Origin of the sequence: Micromonospora sp. LOL_023, from assembly GCF_048060115.1 — a bacterium.
Lineage (GTDB): Bacteria > Actinomycetota > Actinomycetes > Mycobacteriales > Micromonosporaceae > Micromonospora_E.
Genome location: NZ_JBHMIM010000001.1, coordinates 151,816 through 171,503 on the forward strand (window position 1 = coordinate 151,816; position 19,688 = coordinate 171,503).

14 protein-coding genes and 1 pseudogene are annotated in these 19,688 nt (G+C 69.2%); 7 read left to right on the forward strand and 8 right to left on the reverse strand.

The features are described from left to right. Positions 1–363: 363 nt before the first annotated feature. The 4 genes from ACFHVL_RS00735 to ACFHVL_RS00750 all read left to right on the forward strand — a co-directional run bounded on the left by ACFHVL_RS00735 (position 364) and on the right by ACFHVL_RS00750 (position 5,608). Positions 364–708 (forward strand): DUF4212 domain-containing protein, encoded by a 345-nt coding sequence (locus ACFHVL_RS00735; protein WP_416624605.1) that lies wholly within the window; start codon positions 364–366, stop codon positions 706–708. After that, positions 705–2,393, forward strand: coding sequence for a sodium:solute symporter family protein (locus ACFHVL_RS00740; protein ID WP_416624607.1), 1,689 nt, complete (start codon positions 705–707; stop codon positions 2,391–2,393). Before ACFHVL_RS00735 ends, ACFHVL_RS00740 begins: the two co-directional genes overlap by 4 nt. A 182-nt stretch (positions 2,394–2,575) precedes the next feature. Next, a complete protein-coding gene (locus tag ACFHVL_RS00745) occupies positions 2,576–5,020 on the forward strand; it encodes a low temperature requirement protein A (protein ID WP_416624608.1) in 2,445 nt (814 codons plus the stop codon). 141 nt (positions 5,021–5,161) lie between these two features. Next, positions 5,162–5,608, forward strand: coding sequence for a MerR family transcriptional regulator (locus ACFHVL_RS00750; RefSeq protein ID WP_416624610.1), 447 nt, complete (start codon positions 5,162–5,164; stop codon positions 5,606–5,608). Positions 5,609–5,739: 131 nt separating this feature from the next. Here ACFHVL_RS00750 and ACFHVL_RS00755 read toward each other — a convergent pair whose 3' ends face one another. The 6 genes from ACFHVL_RS00755 to ACFHVL_RS00780 all read right to left on the reverse strand — a co-directional run bounded on the left by ACFHVL_RS00755 (position 5,740) and on the right by ACFHVL_RS00780 (position 12,306). Further along, complete coding sequence (locus ACFHVL_RS00755; RefSeq protein WP_416624612.1) at positions 5,740–7,899, reverse strand: cellulase family glycosylhydrolase; 2,160 nt, start codon at positions 7,897–7,899, stop codon at positions 5,740–5,742. A gap of 277 nt (positions 7,900–8,176) precedes the next feature. Continuing rightward, positions 8,177–9,349, reverse strand: coding sequence for a flavodoxin-dependent (E)-4-hydroxy-3-methylbut-2-enyl-diphosphate synthase (gene ispG / locus ACFHVL_RS00760; RefSeq protein WP_416624614.1), 1,173 nt, complete (start codon positions 9,347–9,349; stop codon positions 8,177–8,179). A gap of 7 nt (positions 9,350–9,356) precedes the next feature. Beyond that, on the reverse strand, positions 9,357–10,604 hold the full coding sequence (locus tag ACFHVL_RS00765) for a M50 family metallopeptidase (RefSeq protein ID WP_416624616.1): 1,248 nt from the start codon (positions 10,602–10,604) through the stop codon (positions 9,357–9,359). Beyond that, entirely contained in the window at positions 10,604–11,797 is a 1,194-nt protein-coding gene (gene dxr / locus ACFHVL_RS00770; protein WP_416624710.1) for a 1-deoxy-D-xylulose-5-phosphate reductoisomerase, read from the reverse strand. The genes ACFHVL_RS00765 and dxr overlap by 1 nt, the downstream gene beginning before the upstream one ends. Positions 11,798–11,822: 25 nt before the next feature. Next, a complete protein-coding gene (locus tag ACFHVL_RS00775) occupies positions 11,823–11,945 on the reverse strand; it encodes a hypothetical protein (protein WP_416624618.1) in 123 nt (40 codons plus the stop codon). Next, positions 11,938–12,306, reverse strand: coding sequence for a hypothetical protein (locus ACFHVL_RS00780; protein ID WP_416624619.1), 369 nt, complete (start codon positions 12,304–12,306; stop codon positions 11,938–11,940). Before ACFHVL_RS00780 ends, ACFHVL_RS00775 begins: the two co-directional genes overlap by 8 nt. A gap of 437 nt (positions 12,307–12,743) precedes the next feature. Here ACFHVL_RS00780 and ACFHVL_RS00785 point away from each other — a divergent pair. After that, positions 12,744–13,484: pseudogene (locus ACFHVL_RS00785) on the forward strand (YhjD/YihY/BrkB family envelope integrity protein); the annotation flags it as partial. Between the two features lie 52 nt (positions 13,485–13,536). Here the strand turns inward: ACFHVL_RS00785 and ACFHVL_RS00790 are convergent. Next, on the reverse strand, positions 13,537–15,795 hold the full coding sequence (locus ACFHVL_RS00790; protein ID WP_416624620.1) for an MMPL family transporter: 2,259 nt from the start codon (positions 15,793–15,795) through the stop codon (positions 13,537–13,539). A gap of 53 nt (positions 15,796–15,848) precedes the next feature. Here ACFHVL_RS00790 and ACFHVL_RS00795 point away from each other — a divergent pair, with 53 nt between their 5' ends. Next, entirely contained in the window at positions 15,849–17,537 is a 1,689-nt protein-coding gene (locus tag ACFHVL_RS00795; RefSeq protein WP_416624622.1) for a phytoene desaturase family protein, read from the forward strand. A gap of 50 nt (positions 17,538–17,587) precedes the next feature. Here ACFHVL_RS00795 and ACFHVL_RS00800 read toward each other — a convergent pair whose 3' ends face one another. Further along, positions 17,588–19,174, reverse strand: coding sequence for a Rieske 2Fe-2S domain-containing protein (locus ACFHVL_RS00800; protein ID WP_416624624.1), 1,587 nt, complete (start codon positions 19,172–19,174; stop codon positions 17,588–17,590). A gap of 216 nt (positions 19,175–19,390) precedes the next feature. Between ACFHVL_RS00800 and ACFHVL_RS00805 the strand changes: the two genes are divergently transcribed. After that, a complete protein-coding gene (locus tag ACFHVL_RS00805) occupies positions 19,391–19,612 on the forward strand; it encodes a DUF2631 domain-containing protein (protein ID WP_326554906.1) in 222 nt (73 codons plus the stop codon). Positions 19,613–19,688 lie beyond the last annotated feature (76 nt).

Consider the following 19,688-nt stretch of genomic DNA (forward strand, 5'->3'; position numbering starts at 1 on the left):
AATCGGTGAATGGTCGGGCTGAGCCGTTGGGCGGCGAGTTGACTGCCCGAAAACCCTACAAAACAGGCAGGACCTGGCCGGTCCGCCTGCCCGGACTACCGCTCACGGAACCCGGGAGACCGTTCACCGCCCCAACCCGCAGTCAAGCAGATCAACTCTTGCCTGAGCCGACCCTGTCACGTTCCCTTCCCAGATTAAGGGTGTGACCGACCACACAAGCCGCCGGGCGACGTGACAGCACGTCGGCCGCGCGGAGTGAGTGGATCGGGCAGCGGCACCGCCGTGCCGACGGCGACCAGCAGGTCGCTGCGGCGCGGCCCGTCACCGGACCTGCCGTTCCCACAGCGACTAGGAGGCCCCACAGTGACCGAGGTAAGCCCCGATAGCAGCCCAGGTGGCGGAGAATCGCCACCGCCGACAACGGCACCGCCGGACAACGGCTGGCGCAAGGAGTACTGGCGCCGGAACCTCCGGCTCATGGTGATCCTGCTGGCCATCTGGTTCGTCGTCTCATTCGTCTGCGGCATCCTGCTCATCCAGCCGCTGAACAACATCGTGATAGCCGGATTCCCGCTCGGCTTCTGGTTCGCCCAGCAGGGATCGATCTACACCTTCGTCGTACTGATCCTGGTGTACGCAAAGATGATGGACCGTCTGGACAACGAGTACGGCGTCAATGAGGTGCCCGCGGAGGGTGGTGCGAAGTGAGCCAGATCCAGGGCTGGACGCTCGGCTTCATCATCGTCACCTTCGCCCTCTACCTCGGCATCGCCTGGCGCAGCCGGGTCAAGGAGACCACCGGCTTCTACGTCGCCGGACAGGGAATTCCCACTGTCGCGAACGGGGCCGCCGTCGCCGCAGACTGGATGTCGGCAGCCTCGTTCATCTCGATGGCCGGCCTGATCGCCTTCCTCGGGTCAGACGGCTCCATCTATCTGATGGGCTGGACCGGTGGCTACGTGCTGCTGGCCCTGCTGATCGCCCCGTACCTGCGCAAGTGGGGCAAGTTCACGGTGCCGGAATTCGTCGGTGACCGGTACTCGGAAACCGTACGGACGATCGCCGCGGTCGCCGCGATCATTATTTCCTTCACCTACGTCGTCGGCCAGATGCGCGGTGGTGGCATCGTGTTCAGTCGCTTCCTCGGGCTGGACATCACCGGCGGTGTGATCGTCGCGGCGCTCATCATCTTCGCGTACGCGGTGCTCGGCGGCATGAAGGGCATCACCTGGACCCAGGTGTCGCAGTACACGGTGCTCATCATCGCCTACCTGATCCCGGCGATCGCGGTGGCCCAGCAGGCGACCGGTATTCCGATCCCGCAGATCTCGTTCGGGCAGATCCTCGACGAGCTCAACGCCATGAGCGTGCAGATGGGGCTGAGCCAGTTCACCGAGGCGTTCTCGGCCCGACCACAGATCGATGTCTTCCTGGTGACGATGTCGTTGATGATCGGCACCGCCGGCCTGCCGCACGTGATCATCCGGTTCTACACCACGAAGACCGTCCGGGGCGCCCGCTACTCGGCCTTCTGGGCACTGTTCTTCATCGCCCTGCTCTACACCACCGCCCCGGCGGTCGGCGCGTTCACCAAGCTGAACGTGCTGGAGGCGGTCAACGGGGTCGCGGTGGACGCCCTACCCGCCTGGGTCGACAACTGGGCGGCGACCGGGTTGATCACGTTCGGCGAGAACGTGACGACAATCGGGTCGGTCAGCAACAACCCGGCCTCCGGGGCCGACCTGATCGTCAACAACGACATCCTGGTGCTGGCCAGTCCGGAAATCGCCGGGCTACCCGCGCCGATCGTCGGTCTGGTGGCTGCCGGCGGTATGGCCGCCGCGATGTCCACCGCCGCCGGCCTGCTGCTGGTCATCTCCTCGTCGTTCTCCCACGACCTGTACTTCCGCCGGGTCAAGCGGGACTCGACCGACAAGCAGCGGCTGCTCGCCGGCCGGATCGCGATGGGCCTCGCAGTGCTGATCTCGGTGTACGCCGGCATCAACCCGCCGGCGTTCGTCGCCCAGGTGGTCGCGTTCGCCTTCGGTCTAGCCGCGGCCAGCTTCTTCCCGATCATCGTGCTCGGCATCTTCTGGAAACGATGTAACGCCACCGGCGCCGCCGCCGGCATGGTTTCCGGCATGGTGTTCACCGCCGCGTACATGATCTACACCCTGGAGGTCTTCGGCACCTCGGCGCACGCGCACATCTTCGACATCAGCCCGGAGGCCATCGGCACCATCGGCGCCATCGTCAACTTCATCGTCACCATCGTCGTGTCGAAGATGACGGCGCCACCGCCGGAGGAGATCTCCGAGATGGTGGAGAACATCCGCTACCCGGCTGCCACCCGCCGCACCGTGACCGCCGGCACCACCGGCGACGCTGCCTGACCCCCGACCCACTACCCCTGCGAACAGCACCGGTGGGCGGCCCTGACAAGGATGTCGGGGCCGCCCACCGGCCGGTTCACACCCTTCGACTCACGCCACGACGCCATGACGGACCCGGACCGGGAGTCACCGAGATCGGCGATCCGGCTCCGCGTGGGGTGGGGCGTTGCCAGAGTTGACCCGTGCATGACGACAACCCGCACCCGCATCCGACCGCTGGCGGTTTTCGCCTGGTGCGTCGGAATCCGCAGGTCGCCGGCGACGTCAGCTGGATGGAACTGTTCGTCGACCTTTTCTTCGTGTTCGCATTCCTGCAGGTCACCACGTTGATGGCGGCCGACCTGACCGCAGTCGGCATGCTCCGCGGGGCCCTGGTGACCCTGCTGCTGTGGCACTGCTGGACGGCGTGCGTCTGGCTCGGCAACGTCGTCCATCTGGACCGGGGCGGCATGCCATTGCTGATGGCCGGCATCGCCACCGTCCTGCTGGCGGTCGGAGTGGCCGTGCCCGAGACGTTCGTCGACACGCCGGGCAGCCTGCCCGGACCGGTACTGGTAACGGTCGGCTACTTGGCGATCCGGGTCAGTGTGCTCACGGTCCTCACCAGGGCCCGCTGGTCCGACGGCCCGGCCGGCCGACGGCCGGCCGCAATCGCCTGGGCGACGCTCGCCACATCGACTCCGGTGCTGCTGACCGCCGCGCTGCTGCCACCGCAGCTGCCGGCCCGGTTCGACGGTGACCTCGTGCGGTTGGTGCTGTTCGCCCTGGCACTCGCCATCGACTTCTGCGTCCTGAGCACGGTCGGCCGAGGCAGTTGGCAGCTCGTCTCGCCGTGGCACCTGGCCGAACGGCATGCCCTGATCGTCCTGGTCGCGCTGGGCGAGACGATCATCTCGATCGGCACCGGCAGCGGAGTCGGCATCAACGTCGCGGTCACCTGGCCGCTGATCGCCGCCGCCATGCTCGGCCTGATCATCGTCTCGGCCCTATGGTGGACCTATTTCGACCTCGCCAAGATCCTCGCTGAACACGCCCTGTCCCGGCGTACCGGCATCGACCAGACCCGGATGGCCCGGGACGGGTACAACGGCCTGCACCTGCCGATGATCGGTGGTCTGATCCTGTTCGCCCTCGGGCTCAAACACGCGATCGCCACCATTACTGGCGGCTCCGAGCACCCCTGGGTCACCGCCGATGCCGTCATTCTCTTCGGCGGAGTGCTGATCTACCTGCTCGCGCTACTCGCGTTCGAATGGCGGACCGGACGCGTACTCGGTCGCAGCCCGATCCTCGGCATCGCCCTGCTCGTGGGTCTGCTCCCGGTGACCACCCAGACGTCGCCGCTGGGCACGCTGGCGCTGCTGGCCGTCTGCGTCATGACGATGCTGATCGCCGACCGCACCGTGTTCCACCACCGACACGCCAAGCTACACCGGTTGGCCGAATCCGAGACGTCCCGCCTGCACGGGGCCACCCCCCGGGAGCTCTTCCTCGATCTGGTCTTCGTCTTCGCTTTCATTCAGGTCACCACGCTGATGATGCGCGACGCCTCAGCTGTCGGCATCCTCCGAGGGTTGACCTTGCTGGCGCTGCTGTGGTGGGCCTGGACCTCGTACTCGTGGCTCACCAACGCGGTACGCAACGAGACCATCCTGGCCAGGTTCACGATGATCGGCGTCGCCGCGTCGGTCGTGGTGATCGGCATCGCCATCCCCCAGGCCTTCGAGCCAGCCCCGGACAGTCTGCCCGGCTTGCTGATCATCGTCGCCGGCTACCTCGCCGGACAGCTCATGCAGACCGTGCTGATCATGCAGGCATCGCGCACCGAGCCCATATTGGGCTCCATCGCCAAGCAAAACGCGATTCCGTCCACGATCTCGCTGCTACTGCTCTGCGGCTTCGCGGTCGTCGAGCTGGCCACACCTGACCGGCTGGCCGCGTTGCCGGTCGTGACGCTGCTGTGGGTCGCGGCGTTGGTTGTCCAGTTCTTCGGCGGTTACTCGACCGGAGTGCGCTCCTGGCGCCCCAAGTCGGCGCGCCACTGGGTGGACCGGTACGCGTTGATCATGCTGATCGCCTTCGGTGAAGCCATCATCTCGGTCGGCATCGCCGTCGGGAACAGCCCGATCACCGTCACCATCATGCTGATCGTCGCCGTCGCCGCGGTAGCGATCGGCCTGCTGTGGTGGTCGTACTTCACCACCATCGACTCGGCCCGCCTCGCCCTGCAGTCCAGGACCGGTGTCGACCGCGCGAGACTCGCCCGCGACGCCTTCACCTACCTGCACCTACCGATGATCGCCTCCGTCCTCCTGGTCTCCTACGGCCTGCATCAGGTCATCGCACCGCACGACCAGGCCGCGGCCAGGTACGGACACTTCGCCTTCTACTGGGGCGTGGCGTTCTTTCTTCTATCCAACCAGGTGTACTGGTGGCGCATCTGGCGCACGGTCAGTTGGGCGCGGATTCTCAACCCGGCCGTGGTGGTCGTTCTAGCGTTCCCCACCGCCACGTTGCCCCCTATCTTCACCCTGTCCGCGCTCACGGTCTTCGGTCTGGTCGCCGCGGCCGTCGAGTTCCGGCACGGCGGAGACTTCCGGACCCGCCAGCCTCGGCCGACGTCCTGACCATCGACAGGCGCCTACCTGCTGCCGATCGGGTCGAAATGTCGAACGTCATACCGTCGTCAGCGAGGAGCGGTGCCGCCGCCGGCCTCCGGGTTCCCCGGCTTGACATTGGAGTTCACTCCAGGGTTTATCGTCGTTTCCATGACCACGGGCACCGATTCCAAGGTTCTCGGCCGCACCGGAATGCGGGTCGCGGAACTCGCCGCCGCCGTCGGGCTGTCACCGGACACGATCCGCTACTACGAGCGGGCCGGGCTGCTGCCACCACCGGGCCGGACCGCCGCCGGATACCGGATGTACCGGTGCGACGCGGTCGACCGGCTGCGGTTCATCCAGGGCTGCCAGCGGCTCGGCCTACGGCTGCGGGAGATCGCCGACCTGCTCGCCGTACGCGACACCGGGGTCTGTCCGTGCGAGCCGGCCGAGCAGTTGCTGCATCGCCGGATGGCGGAGGTCGACGCGGAGCTGGCCCGGTTGACGGCGCTGCGGGCGGAGATGGCGGCGATGGCGGCGGCGTTGCCGTCTGCTGGCTGCCCACCGGAGCCGGAGCCGGGCCGCTGGTGCCCACCAGGTGACGAGGGGAGGTGATCACGATGCTGGAGCCGACCACGCGCTGCGACTGCGAGCCGGACTGCTGCGGACCGGACTGCTGCTGACCCCGTGCGATGCCAGAGTGGGTGCCGCCGAGCGCGCCGGCGACACCCACCAGGTGACGGGCGTTACGAGACGGTGCCGGTCACGGATGAACCGCTGCGCCGCACCGTGTAGGTGACCGTGGCCCCGCTCCAGAAGTGGAAGGTGAGGGTCACCGGAGCGTTGTCGTTGACCTCGGCGAAGAAGGTCGACGTCAACGAAATGTTGTTGGCACCGTAGTTCGGCGCGAACGTCACGTCGAACTCCTTGTACGAGGTCCAGTTGTGCGGGCCGGCGTTGGAGCCGTCCGCGTACCGGGCCTCCATGGTGGCCAGCTGGTCGCCGTTGAAGGCCGTCGGGATGGTGAACGACGAGGTGGTGCCGGTCGCGTTCTGCAACACCGGCCGGTCGGAGGAGACGATGTTGATCCGCCACGGTACGCCGGCCGAGAAGTGGGCGTGCAGGGTAGCGTTCACCCCGTACGCCCGGTTCCCGACCAGCCGGGTGACCGCTGACGTCGTCAGCGTCAGCTGGTTGCCGCTGATCGTGTAGTCGGTGCCCTGCACCAGGTTGGTGTTGCCCTGGCGCAACGACTGGAAGGTCAGGCCGTTGAGGTTGAGCGCGACGGACTTGGCCGTGATGGCACCGGCCCGCGGCACGAAGATCATGTCGCTGGCGGCCGTGCCACTGCGGGTGGTCCAGGCAGACTTGATCTGCGCGATCAACTCGGGGTCACTCCACTGGAAACTGGTCCGGCCCAGGTGCTGGCCGTTGTCCCAGAGCTGGATGGCGATGTTGCGGGTACGGGTGTGGTAGCCGAAGAACTCGAAGAACTTCAGCTTCTCGCCCTGCTGGATGGTGCCGGTGTGCCGGTCGAAGCCCAGCAGGCCGAATTCGCCGATCACGACCGGGATGCCACGCGAGACGAAGGTGCTGTGCACCCGGTTGAGCGAGTCGACCACGTCCTGCTGGGCGGTGGCGTCGAAGCGGTAGCCACCGGCCACGTTGACGCTGAACGGCCAGTATCCGTAGTAGTGCACGGTGGCGATCATGTTGGGGTCGTTCAACGCGGTGAAGGTGCTGGCCAGTTCGGTGAGCCGGGCCTGGTCCGACGAGGTGTGCAGGGTCGGCAGGATCAGCAGCCGGGTGGCGTTGTTGCCGCCGGAGCCACGGACGATCTGGTGGAACCGGCGGTTCAGCACATCGAGCAGCTGGGCGTTCTGGGCGGTGCCGGAGCTGCCGGTGAACTGCGGCTCGTTGACGCTCTCGAAGTGCAGCTTCGGTGACGAGTCGCGGAACGTGGTCGCCAGCTGGGTCCACAGTGCGCTGTAGCGGGCCAGCACGGTCGTCTGGTTGCTCGGCATATGGTTGATCCACTGCCATGAGTCGTGATGCAAGTTGATCATGACGTAGAGGTCCTCGGCGAGGGCCCAGTCGACCACCTGCTTGACCCGGGCCAGCCGGTTCGGGTCGATCGTGTAGTTGGGGGCACCGCCGTGGTGGTGGGTCCAGGTCGTCGGGATCCGGATGCTCTTGAAGCCCTGCGCCTTGATGTTGCGGATCAGCGCCTGGGTGACCAGCGGGTTACCCCAGGAGGTCTCGCCACTGCCGGCCTGGTTGTCGCCGGTGGAGTCGAGGGTGTTGCCCAGGTTCCAGCCCGGCTGCATGTCGTCGACGATGGCCTGTGGATTGCCCGGTGGGCGCGGGGTGGTGGTCGGCGTCGGAGACGGCGGCGCGGTCGTCGGTGGTGCGGTGGTCGGTGGGACCGTCGGCGACGGCGAGCCGGTGGGCGGCGCGGTGGTCGGGCCGACGCCGCCGGTGCAGGTGGCACCGTTCAACGCGAACGAGGTCGGGGCGGTGTTGCTGCCCGTCCACGATCCGTTGAAGCCGAAGGAGACGGTCGCGTTGGTGCCGAGGTTCGCGTTGTAGCTGACGTTGGTCGCGGTGACCTGGCTGCCCGAGCTGGTGATGTTGGCGTTCCATGCCTGGGTCACCTGCTGACCGGACGGGAAGGTCCAGGTCAGCCGCCAGCCGTTGATCGGGTCACCGAGGTTGGTGACGTTCACGTTTGCGGAAAATCCCCCGGGCCACTGGGACGGCACCGAGTACACCACGCGGCAGCCGGTCGCCGCGTGCGCGCTGGCGGCGATGGCGAAGCTGCCGCCGAGCAGGGCCGCCGTGACGCCGCCGGCGACCAGGCCGGCGCGCCACCGCCGGCCGCGAGCCGTCGTTGTCTGTTGGGTCATGTCGCTCCTCGCCGTGGGATGCCTGCAGGCAGGCATGAAGGACGGGCACCGCCGGTCGCAGCGGGCAGCCAGCGCCAGCGAAGTGGCCGCAGACTAAGTCGGGAGCCTAAACTTTGTCAATCGGCGCCTGCCTATGTAGACAGCTGGCGATGCCCCTGTCTGGCCGGTCACGAAAAAATCCTGCCGGAGGATCAAAGTCCTCCGACAGGATCACCACAGGCGAACGGACGCCGCGCCAGCACCGACCAGCGGGGTCAGCACCGAGCGGACAGGTGCGTCAGTGCACCGTCACCGTCGCCCCGGAAACCAACTCACGCAACTCCGGCGGCAACTCGGTGCCCATCTCGTCGGCGAGCCGTAGCGCCTCCTCCACCAACGTCTCCACGATCTGGGACTCCGGTACCGTCTTGATCACCTCGCCACGGACGAAGATCTGACCCTTGCCGTTGCCGGACGCCACCCCGAGATCGGCCTCGCGCGCCTCACCCGGCCCGTTGACCACGCAACCCATCACCGCGACCCGCAGCGGCGCCGGAAAACCCTCCAGCGCGGCGGTCACCTGGTCGGCGAGGGTGTAGACGTCGACCTGCGCCCGGCCGCACGACGGGCAGGAGACGATCTCCAAGCCGCGCTCGCGCAGCCCGAGCGACTCCAGGATCGCCGCGCCGACCTTGATCTCCTCCACCGGCGGAGCTGACAGCGACACCCGGATCGTGTCGCCGATCCCCTCGGCCAGCAGTGCGCCGAACGCCACCGCCGACTTGATCGTGCCCTGGAACGCCGGACCGGCCTCGGTCACCCCGAGATGCAGCGGATAGTCGCAACGCTCGGCGAGCAGCCGGTACGCCCGGATCATCACCACCGGGTCGTTGTGCTTCACCGAGATCTTGATGTCACGGAAGCCGTGCTCCTCGAACAGCGAGCACTCCCACAGCGCCGACTCGACCAGCGCCTCGGCGGTCGCCTTGCCGTGCTTGGCCAACAGCCGCTTGTCCAGCGAGCCCGCGTTGACCCCGATCCGGATCGGCGTACCGGCCGCCGACGCCGCTCGGGCGATCTCGGCCACCTTGTCGTCGAACTGCCGGATGTTGCCCGGGTTGACCCGCACCGCCGCACAACCGGCGTCGATCGCCGCGAAGACGTACTTGGGCTGGAAGTGGATGTCGGCGATCACCGGAATCTGCGACTTGCGGGCGATCGTCGGCAACGCGTCCGCGTCGTCCTGCGACGGCACCGCCACCCGCACGATCTGGCAACCGGACGCCGTCAGCTCGGCGATCTGCTGCAGCGTGGCGTTGACGTCAGAGGTCACGGTGGTGGTCATCGACTGTACGGAGACCGGCGCGCCGCCGCCCACCGGCACCGGACCGACCATGATCTGCCGGCTGACCCGGCGCGGCGCCAACGGCGGCGGCGGCACCGTGGGCATGCCCAGACTGACAGCGGTCACTTTCAACTCACCTCGTGAACAGCGTGATCGGGTTGACCACGTCCGCGGTGACGGTCAGCAGCGTGAACGCGCCACCGACCAGCAGGACCACGTACGTGAGGGGCATCAATTTGAAGTAGTCGACCCGGCCCGGATCGGGGCGGCCGATGGCGGCGTACAGCCAGGACCGCAGTTTCTCGAACCAGATGATCGCAATGTGGCCGCCATCCAGCGGAAGCAGCGGCAGCAGGTTGAACACCCCGACGAAGAAGTTCAACGAGATGAACAGCAGGACGAACAGCTCCCAGGCGTCGTTGGCCACCGCCTCCCCGCCGAGCCGGCTCGCCCCGACCACGCTGATCGGGGTGTCGATGTCCCGCTCGGCGCCGGTGATCGACGCCCACAGCGCGGGGATCTTCTCCGGGATCCGCATCATCGCCTCGGCGGTGCCGATCGCCATCTGCCGCAGGTAGTCGCCGGTCGCGCCGAACGCCTCCAGCGGCCCGTACGTCACCATGCCGGGTTTCTCGATGCGCAGCCCCACACCGAGCGCGGCGACGGTACTCACCGGCCCGTCGTCGCTGCCCAACGCCGGCCGCTGGACCGCCGCGAGCTCCGCCTCGACGGTCCCGGTCGTGCCGTCGCGCTCATAGGTGATCGTTGCCGTTCCCGGCTCCGCGCCCCGGACGACCTCCAGCATGTCGCCCCAGGTCTGCACCGGGGCACCGCCGACGGCGAGGATCCGGTCGCCGTCGCGCAGGCCGGCCTCGGCCGCCGGGCTGGCCGGGTCGGTCGCCTCGCAGACCCGGGAGACGTTCTCGACGACGACGCAGTCGGTGACCGCGACGACCGCCGGCTCCTCGCGGGCCTGCTCCTCCGAGGAGGGGAAATCCGGGTTTGGCAGCCCCATGAAGACCGCAGCCAGCCACAGCGCGACGATCGCCAGCCCGAAGTGGGTGATCGACCCGGCGGACATCACGATGGTCCGCTTCCACACCGGGAAACGCCACATCACCCGGGATTCGTCCTCGGGTGCCACGTCGTCGTCCTGCGGGGTCATCCCGACGATCTTGCAGAAGCCGCCGAGCGGGATGGCCTTGAGGCCGTACTCGGTCTCGCCGCGCCGGAACGACCAGATGGTGGGGCCGAAACCGACGAAGTAGCGGGTGACCTTCATCCCGAACTTCTTCGCGGTCACCATGTGACCGGCCTCGTGAAGACTGACCGAGATGAGAATCGCAAGGGCGAAGAGAACCACCCCGAGCAGGTACGCCATCAAGCTCCCTCCGCCGACGCACCGATGAACTCCTGCGTCCGGGACCGGGCCCAGGATTCAGCAGCGAGCACATCCTCGACCGTACCCGGTTCCCCGAAATCGGGCGCCAACTGCAGCACCCGTTCCACCGTGTCGACGATGCCGAGAAACGGTAGCCTGCCGGCGACGAACGCCGCCACGCACTCCTCGTTCGCCGCGTTGTACACCGCCGGGCGGCACCGCCCGTCCGCGCCGACCTGCTTGGCCAACGCGACCGCCGGGAACGCCGCGTCGTCGAGCGGCGCGAAATCCCAGCTGTGTGCCCGGGTCCAGTCCACCGGCACAGTGGCGGCCGACACCCGGTCCGGCCAGCCCAGGGCGAGCGCGATCGGCAGCCGCATGTCCGGCGGGCTGGCCTGGGCGATCGTCGAGCCGTCCACGAACTCCACCATCGAGTGGATCACCGACTGTGGGTGGACCACCACCTCGATACGCGGGTACGGGATGCCGAACAGTTCGTGCGCCTCGATGATCTCCAGGCCCTTGTTGACCAGGGTCGCCGAGTTGATCGTGATGACCGGCCCCATGTTCCAGGTCGGGTGGGCCATCGCCTGCTCCGGGGTGACCCCGGTCAGCTCGGCACGCGAACGGCCCCGGAACGGGCCACCGCTGGCGGTCACCACCAGCCGGCCCACCTCGGCTGCCGACCCGGACCGCAGACACTGGGCAAGCGCCGAGTGCTCCGAGTCGACCGGCACGATCTGGTCCGGACGCCGCATCGCGGCCCGCACGATCGGCCCGCCGGCGATCAACGACTCCTTGTTGGCCAACGCCAGGGTCCGGCCGGCCCGCAACGCCGCCAGGGTAGGCGCCAGCCCACGCGAGCCGTCCACCCCGTTGAGCACCACGTCACACGGCCACTGCGCGAGCTCCGCCATCGCCGACGGACCGGCCAGGATCTTCGGGATCTTGAAACCGCCGGTCGGGTAGCCACGCCGGGACGCCTCGGCGTAGAAGGCGAGCTGCAGATCCTGGGCGGCCGAGGCACGGGCCACCGCCACCGCCTCGACCCGCAGCCGCAGCGCCTGGGCGGCCAGCAACTCGACGTTGCCACCACCGGCGCCGAGCGCGACGATACGGAACCGGTCCGGGTTGCGGGTGACGATGTCGACCGCCTGGGTACCGATCGAGCCGGTCGAGCCGAGCAGAACGATCTCGCGCGGGGAGGAAGTCACCGCCTCATTCTGGCGCAGCCTCGTCGAGCAGATCCGCCGGGTCGATCGAGAACTCGAACGGCTCCTTCATCACGAACATGGTGCCCGCTGCGGCCGCCGCCACCGGTCGGTACTCCCCGTCAGCCAACTCGTGCAACACCAACGCCGGCACCCGGTCGCCCACTGCCGCAGGAGCGGAGCACCGCTATGTCCGGGATGAACAGATCCTCACCGGAGACGATGTTCACCTCGTGGTAGAGCCAGAGGTTCGCCCGGCGGGCCGCCTGCTTCAACAGGTACGCCAAATCCAGCTCGATCGTCTGGCGGTCGAACCCGGCATGTGGTGTCACGATCACGCTCCCGCTGAGAACCTCGACCTTGGGACCATTGGTCTCCGGCAACAGGTCAAGGGCGAGCTGCGCGGTCCACGGCTCGTCGAAATCCCCGAGCACGTCGAACGACGGCTCGCGCGGTGACTGCGGATCGGATACGAACGCCGGCAGTGCCATCGTGCTCACCCCTTCCCGCGGGACACGATGCACCGACCAGCCTAGCCGCGCCGGCGCGTCACGGCGACGCGCCGGGCCATGTCGCCAACCCGACGGTTGCCGCCGCCGATCGGCCGTCCACGCCGAATAGCCCGCGCGGTAACGGGAGTGACGGTTGCCCCGGTGGGGAAAGGTAGCGCAATGGGCAGCGGTCACCGAAGTCTCGTACGCGACGCCGCGTCGGCGTTACGAGTCCGGGACGCTGCCCGTTCCCACCTACCGGATCGGCCGTCTGATCATGGTCGGGGAACCGGTCACCGGCACGCCGGCCGGGACCGGGCAGACCGTGGTGTACGCACGGGTGTCATCGGCCGATCAGCAGGCGGACCTCGACCGGCAGGTCGCAAGGCAGGACTACCAACCGTGTGCCTGCCAGAGCGCACTGAGAGGTGACGGCCATGGTCACCCGAGGTCGCAGACTGGTCCGGGCCGCGTTCCGGCCGCTACGCGGGCAGGACCTGTCGCTGCACGCCGCCTCGATCACCTTCTTCGGCGCGATCGCCGTGGTGCCAGTGGTGCTGCTGGCGATCTGGCTGACCGGGCTGTTCGCCGGCGCCGACCGGGTCCGCCGGCTCACCGACCCGGCGATCGACACCCTGCCGGGGCAGCTCGGCGCCGATCAGGCCGCCGCCGCGCTGATCGACGCCGGCCTGCACCTCACTCCGCTGCTGGCGTTGGCCGCTCTGCTGCCCGCCTCGCTCTACGGCGAAGGACTGCGCCGGGCGTTCGTGTCGGTGGCACCACCACCGGCGCCGGCCGAGTCGATGGTCGGCTGGCGGGGCCGCGTACTGCTGCTGCCGTTGCTCGGCGCCGCACCCGCGCTGATGCTGCTGGTCCTGCTGGCACTGCCGTCGGCCGCCGGGCTGTTCGTCCGGGGCGGCTGGGCCGGAGCCCTCGGGGTGATCGTGTCGTTCCTGGCCGTCTGGCTGGGGCTGAGCCCGGTGCTGGTCTGGGTCTACCGGGTGGTCGGCCCGGGCAAGCCGGACTGGTTGGCCACCGTCGCGGTCGGGTCGTTCACCGCGGCCAACCTCGCCGGCTTCCTGCACGGCTTCATCCTGTTCTGCTCGCTGCCGCTGGACCTCGGCCTGCCGTTCGGCGGACTCGACCAGGTCGGGGCGGCGGTCGCCGTGCTGCTCTGGCTCTACCTGCTGCACGTGATCGTGCTGGCCGGCTACTCGGCGACGCTGGTGTTCAGCCGGTGGCGCCAGCGCCGCCGGCCCGACCAGCCGGGGAACCAGCCGGGGAACCAGCCGGGGAACCAGCCGGGGAACCAGCCGGGGAACCAGCCGGGGGGCCCGCCGGCGCGGGCTGCGGCGGCGCCTCGTGCAGACCGAACCGGCGGTACAGCCGGCCCGACGGACCCGGTGCCCACCAGTTCCACCGACCCAGCAGCCGCATGGTCGCCGGCACCAGCAGCAACCGGACCAGGGTGGCGTCGACCACGATCGCCACGATCATGCCGACCCCGATCAACTTGACGAACGAGATACCGCCGGTGGCGAAGCCGGCGACCACCACGATCAGCAGCAGCGCGGCGGCGGTGATGATCCGCCCGGTGTGCTGCAGCCCGGCGGCCACCGACGCGGTGTTGTCGCCGGTGCGGTCCCACTCCTCGCGCACTCGCGACAGCAGGAACACCTCGTAGTCGGTGGCCAGTCCGAACAGCACCGCCAGCATCAGGATCGGGTTCGTCGGGTCGATGAACCCGGTCGGAGTAAAGCCCAGCAGATCAGCGAAGTGCCCGTCCTGGAACACCCAGACGACCACCCCGAACGAGGCGCCGATCGACACCAGGTTCATCAGCACCGCCTTGATCGGCAGCACCACCGAGCCGAACGCCAGGAACAGCAGCACCATCGTGGCGGTCGCCATCAACAGCGCCATCCACGGCAGGTAGGTGCCGAGGCTGTCGAGCATGTCGAGGTCGGCGGCGGTCCGGCCGCCGACGAGGAGCTCGGCACCGGCCGGCGGCGGCAGGTCCCGAACGCTCCGGACCAGCGCCTCGGCCTCGTCGCCGGTCGGCTCGCCGACGTAGCTGACCCGGATCAGCGCCGAGGTGCCGCGTACCGCGGCGAGCTGCACGCCGGTCGCGCCCGGCAGCGTGGCGATCTCGTCGGCGAAGGCCTGCGCCACCTCGGGCCCGGCGCCGGAGAGCAGCACCTCGACCGGCCCGACGCTGGCACCGTCGGGAAACTCCTCGGCGATCGCCTCGGCGACCACCCGCGACTCGGCGCCGGCCGGTAGCACCCGCTCGTCGAACCCACCGAACTCCACCCGCAGGAACGGGGTGGCCAGCAGCAGCAGACCGACCACGACGACGGTGGCGTAGCGCACCGGGCGACGCATCACGCTGCGGGCGATCCGTGCCCAGACCCCGGCGGTCGCCGCCGTCGTCGCCGCCGGGTCGGCCCGACGACGGCGCCACGGCAGCGGTACGGCGAGCGCGTTGATCCGGGGGCCGAGCACCGCCAGCAGGGCCGGCAGCGCGGTCACCGACGCGAGCATGGCGACCAGCACAGCTGCCATCCCGCCGAATCCGATGCCGGTCAGGAACGGCTGCGGGAAGATCAGCAAGCTGACCAGCGAGGTGCCGATGATCAGACCGGAAACCGCGACGGTACGCCCGGCGGTGGCCACCGTCCGTACCAACGCCTCTTCGCTCGGATGCCCGGCGGCCAGCTCCTCCCGGAACCGGCTGACCACGAACAGCGCGTAGTCGATCGCCATACCCAGCCCGATCAGGGTGATCACGTTGATGGCGAACACCGACACCTCGGTGACCAGGGTCAGCGCCCGGACCGCGACGAACGCGCCGAGAATGGCGAGGATGCCGACCAGCAGTGGCATCGACGCCGCCACCAGCCCGCCGAAGATGAGCACCAGCAGCACCAGCAGGATCGGCATGGCGATCAACTCGGCCCGGGTGATGTCCCGGACGGTCTGCTCGTTGGCCTGGTCGAGGAACGGCACCGGGCCGCCGGCCTGCGTGGTCAGCCCGGGGGTGGCCAGCAGTGGACGGATCTGGTCGTAGCCGGCGGTCTTGGCGTCCTCGTCGGTGCCGGCGAGCTGGACCAGGGCATAGGTGGCCTGCCGGTCGGTGGCGACCAACGCCGGGGACTGGGTGTCGTAGAAGCTGGTGACGCTGGTCACCTCGGGATGTGCGGACAGCCCGGCCAGGGTGCCGGTGACCGCTTCCCGGAACGCCGGGTCGTCGACGGTGGCGGAGTCGCTGCGGAACAGCACCAGTACGTCGACCGCCTGGCTGCCCAGTTCGGCGTCGATCCGCTCCTGTGCCTGCGTCGACTCGGCGTCCGGATCGGCGAATCCGCCGCCGGACACCGCACCGAACAGGCCGAGACCCCAGGTCGCGCCGACCGCCAGCAGCAACGCCGCCGCGGCCAGCACCACCCACCGCAGCCGGACCACGGTCCGTCCCCACCATACGAACACGGCTCGACTATCGCAGGCCCGGTGGGACGCCGTGCGGCGACTAGGGTCGACGCATGGGTACGTCACAACCTCCGGCGGCCGGCCTCGACGCGCCGTACTCGCACGCGCCGAAGCCTGACGCGCTGGACCTCGACGCGCTGCCGACCCGCGCGGACGTGATCATCGTCGGCGCCGGGCACAACGGGCTGGTCTCGGCGATCCTGCTGGCCCGCGCCGGGCTGGACGTACTGATGCTGGAAGCAGCCGACGTGATCGGCGGCGCCACCCGCACCGAGCGGCCGTTTCCCACGGTGCCGGGACTGCGCCACTCCACCGGGTCGTACCTGCTCGGGTTGATGCCGCCGGAACTGCTGACCACCCTCGACGTCGACATCCCGGTGCTGCGCCGCGACCCGCACTACTTCCTGCCCACCCCGGGCGGGCCCGGGTCGCCGTACCTGCTGTTCGGTGCCGACCGGGCCGCCACCCGGGCGCAGATGGCGGCAACCTTCTCCCCCGCCGACGTGGCCGCCGACGACGCCATGCAGGCCGAGCTGGCAGCGCTACGCGACGACCTGGCACCGGCCTGGCTGACCGAGCCGCTGCCGGTGGAGCAGACCGCGCAGCGCTACATCCGGCCGGCGCTACGGCAGGTCTTCGTCGACCTGGTCCGCGGCTCGGTCGCCGCCTACCTGGCCCGGTTCGAGTTCCGCTCCGAGCTGCTGGTCGCCATGTACGCCGTCACCGACGGACTGAGCGGGCTGGCCGCCGGGCCGGACGACCCGGGCACCGGCCACAACTTCCTCGCCCACAACATGGGTCGGCTGCCCGGCTCGGACGGCACCTGGATGATCGCCGCCGGCGGGATGGGCACCGTGTCGCGGACCTTCGCCGACGCCGCCCGCGCCGCCGGGGCCCGGATCGTCACCGGCGCACCGGTCACCGCCGTCACGGTCACCGGGACCGCCGCGACCGGCGGCGCCGTCACCGGGGTCGTCGTCGCTGGCGACCGCGAGGTGACCGCGAGCGTGGTGCTCGGCGCCGGTGACCCGTACCGGTTGCTGGCGCTGGTCCCGCACGGTGCCCTGCCCACGGAGCTGACCGACCGGATCGCCGCCGCCCGCCGCCCCGGCAGCACCCTGAAGGTCAACCTGGCGCTGACTGGGCTGCCCCGGTTCAGCTGCCTGCCCCAGGCCGCACCCAGCCCGTTCGGTGCCACCATCCACCTGCTGCCCGGCTCGACGTCGCTGCTGCCCGGCGGTGGCGGTGGCGAGTCACCGATGGCGGCGCTGCGGGGAATGTGGGCCGACGTACAGGCCGGCCGGTTGCCCGCCGAGCCCACCATCGAGTGGTACCTGCACACCACCGTCGACCCGTCGCTGCGCGACGCCGCCGGGCATCACTCGTCGGCGTTGTTCGTGCAGTCGGTGCCGTGGGCACCGGCCGGTTCGTCCTGGGCGGCCGAGCTGCCCGGGTACGTCGACCGGCTACTCGCGATCTGCGACCGGTACGCCCCCGGCACCAGTCCACTGGTCGCCGAGGCGGTGCCGCTCGCCCCGCCCGGCATCGAGGCGCACTTCGGCATCACCGGTGGGCACATCCACCACGTCGACAACACGGTGTCGTTCACCGACCGGATGCCGTACGCCACCGGGCTGAACGGGCTGTACGCCGGCAGCGCCGGCTGCCACCCGGCGGGCAGCGTGATCGGCGCCGCCGGGCACAACGCGGCCCGACGGATCCTCGCAGATCTGGGTCGGTGATCCGGGCGTCGGATCGGGGCCGTGCTCCGGACTGCGCCGGCGACCGGCGCTCAGGCCTGTGCCGCCGGCTCGGCGACGGTGGACTCGCCCGGTGCCGGGGTGCCGGCGCGCCGCGCGCGGATCTCGTGCCCGACGCTGGTCAGGCAGCGGCCGCTGTTCAGGTCGAACCGCCAGCCGTGCAGCTGACAGGTCAGCTGGTCGCCGTCGACGATGCCGAACCGGGTCAGGTCGGCCTTCAGATGCGGGCAGCGCCGCTGCACGATCCAGTCACCGATCTTGATGTCCTCGGCGTCCGGACGCTGCTCGGCGTACCACCCCTCGGCGTACTGCATCCGTTCGGTGGACAGGCACTTGAAGAACGCGTACACGAACTCGTTGTACTGGCCGATCCGCGCGGCGGTGAAGCGGCAGGACAGGAACAGCGAGTTGACCCAGTCCACCTCGCCGATGTGCAGCAGATGCTCCACCAGCGCCCGGTCGGTACGGAACCGGTAGCGGACCTTCTCGTCGGCGTACGGGCGGACCTGTTTGCCGGGGAAGTCGACCACGATCGACTCGACCGACTCGCCGTCGTAGTCGACCAGGTCGAACCGGACCGGGCCGCCGACCCCCTTGGCCAGGTAGACCGACTCCTCCAGCAGCGGCTCGATGCGACGCTTCATCTCGCCGAGTACGTCGATCTCCGGGTGCCGCCAGGACATCTTCTCCGCTTCGATGACCGGGCGCTTGCGCTCACGCATCTCGACCAGGTGGGATTCCTTGGCGGCGAAGAACTCGTCGACCGGCTGCGGATGGGTCGCCCGACAGTCGTCCGCGGTCACCTCGGCGGCCGAGCCGGGCAGCAGCACCACCGCGTTGGTCCCGCCGACCTTGGCGTACTCGGACACGAAGACCTGCTGGTCGGGGAAGATGTTGCCCTCGTCGCCATGGATGTCGTTGAACTGCCACAGTTCGTCGTCGAGGAAGCAGGGCGGGCCGGCGATCGGGAACACGTGCGACGCCTTGAGGTCGTCGATGTAACGCCAGGTGCGGTCGAACTGGCGGTCCCGCTTCTGCTTGCCGAACGCGGTCTTGGCGGTGGCTGGCAGTTCGTAGACCATCGGGTACCAGATCGCCCCGGAGAACTGCAGCATGTGTGCGTGCACGTGGCCGAGCGCGGCGAAGACCGACAGATCGGCGGGGCGGGCGTCGTTCTGGTTGAGCAGGCGTACGCCATCGTGCTCGACCCAGAGTGAGGAGTCGCCGATCGGGCCGTCGGTGGGGCTGGTCAACGCCTGGATCATCACGTTGAGTCCGCCGTCGAGCTCGACGACCTCGTTGGTCCTCGTCCGCAGGAAACTGCTGAAGCCCAGCTCGCGCAGCTCGTCCTCCAGCTCGGAGGTCGGATACTCCGGGAGCAGCACGGTCGCCTTCTTCGACACGAACCGCTTCAGATGCGCCGCGTCGAAGTGGTCCCGGTGCAGGTGGGAGACGTACAGGTAATCCACCTGGCCGAGCGTCTCCCAGTCGAGCTGGGAGTTGTCCGGGAAGGGGAACCACGAGGCGAAGTAGGCCGGATTGACCCACGGGTCGCACAGGATGCTGCCCGCGGCCGTGTCGATCCGCATGCTGGCGTGCCCGGTACCCGTCACTCGCACCGCACAGACCCCCTAGGTCGCAGGAATATGGTGAACGCCCGAAACGCTACCGGAGACCGTTGCCGCCCCGGCTGGCGACGCCCGGATCGATCGGCGCGCTCCGGGTTGCCCGGACTCGCCTGCGGGGTCCCTCGGCATCGGTCTCCCCGGTGTCATGCCAAACTGGTCGGGTTCCGTTCAGACTGAGCGGGTGCCACTCGAGAAGGAGGACGACCCGTGGCCGGAACCGAGCCGGTGACCTCGCCCGACCAGCGCAAGCCGGGCCACCGCAAGCTGGGGCAGATCGGTGCCGTCGTCTCGGCGTTGGTCATGCTGTCGATGCTGATCGGCAACCACGAAGGCCGTATCGAGAACATCTGGCTGATCGCGTTGGCCGTCGGGCTGCTGGCGATCGTCGTCGGTGACATCGTGCTCCGCCGCAACGGCCTGCGTTCCTGACCGACTGCGCCGGGCTGGTCGAAGGCCGCCGCCCGACCATGAGTCGGCCTGCCAGACCGGCTGCCGGTCCGGCAGG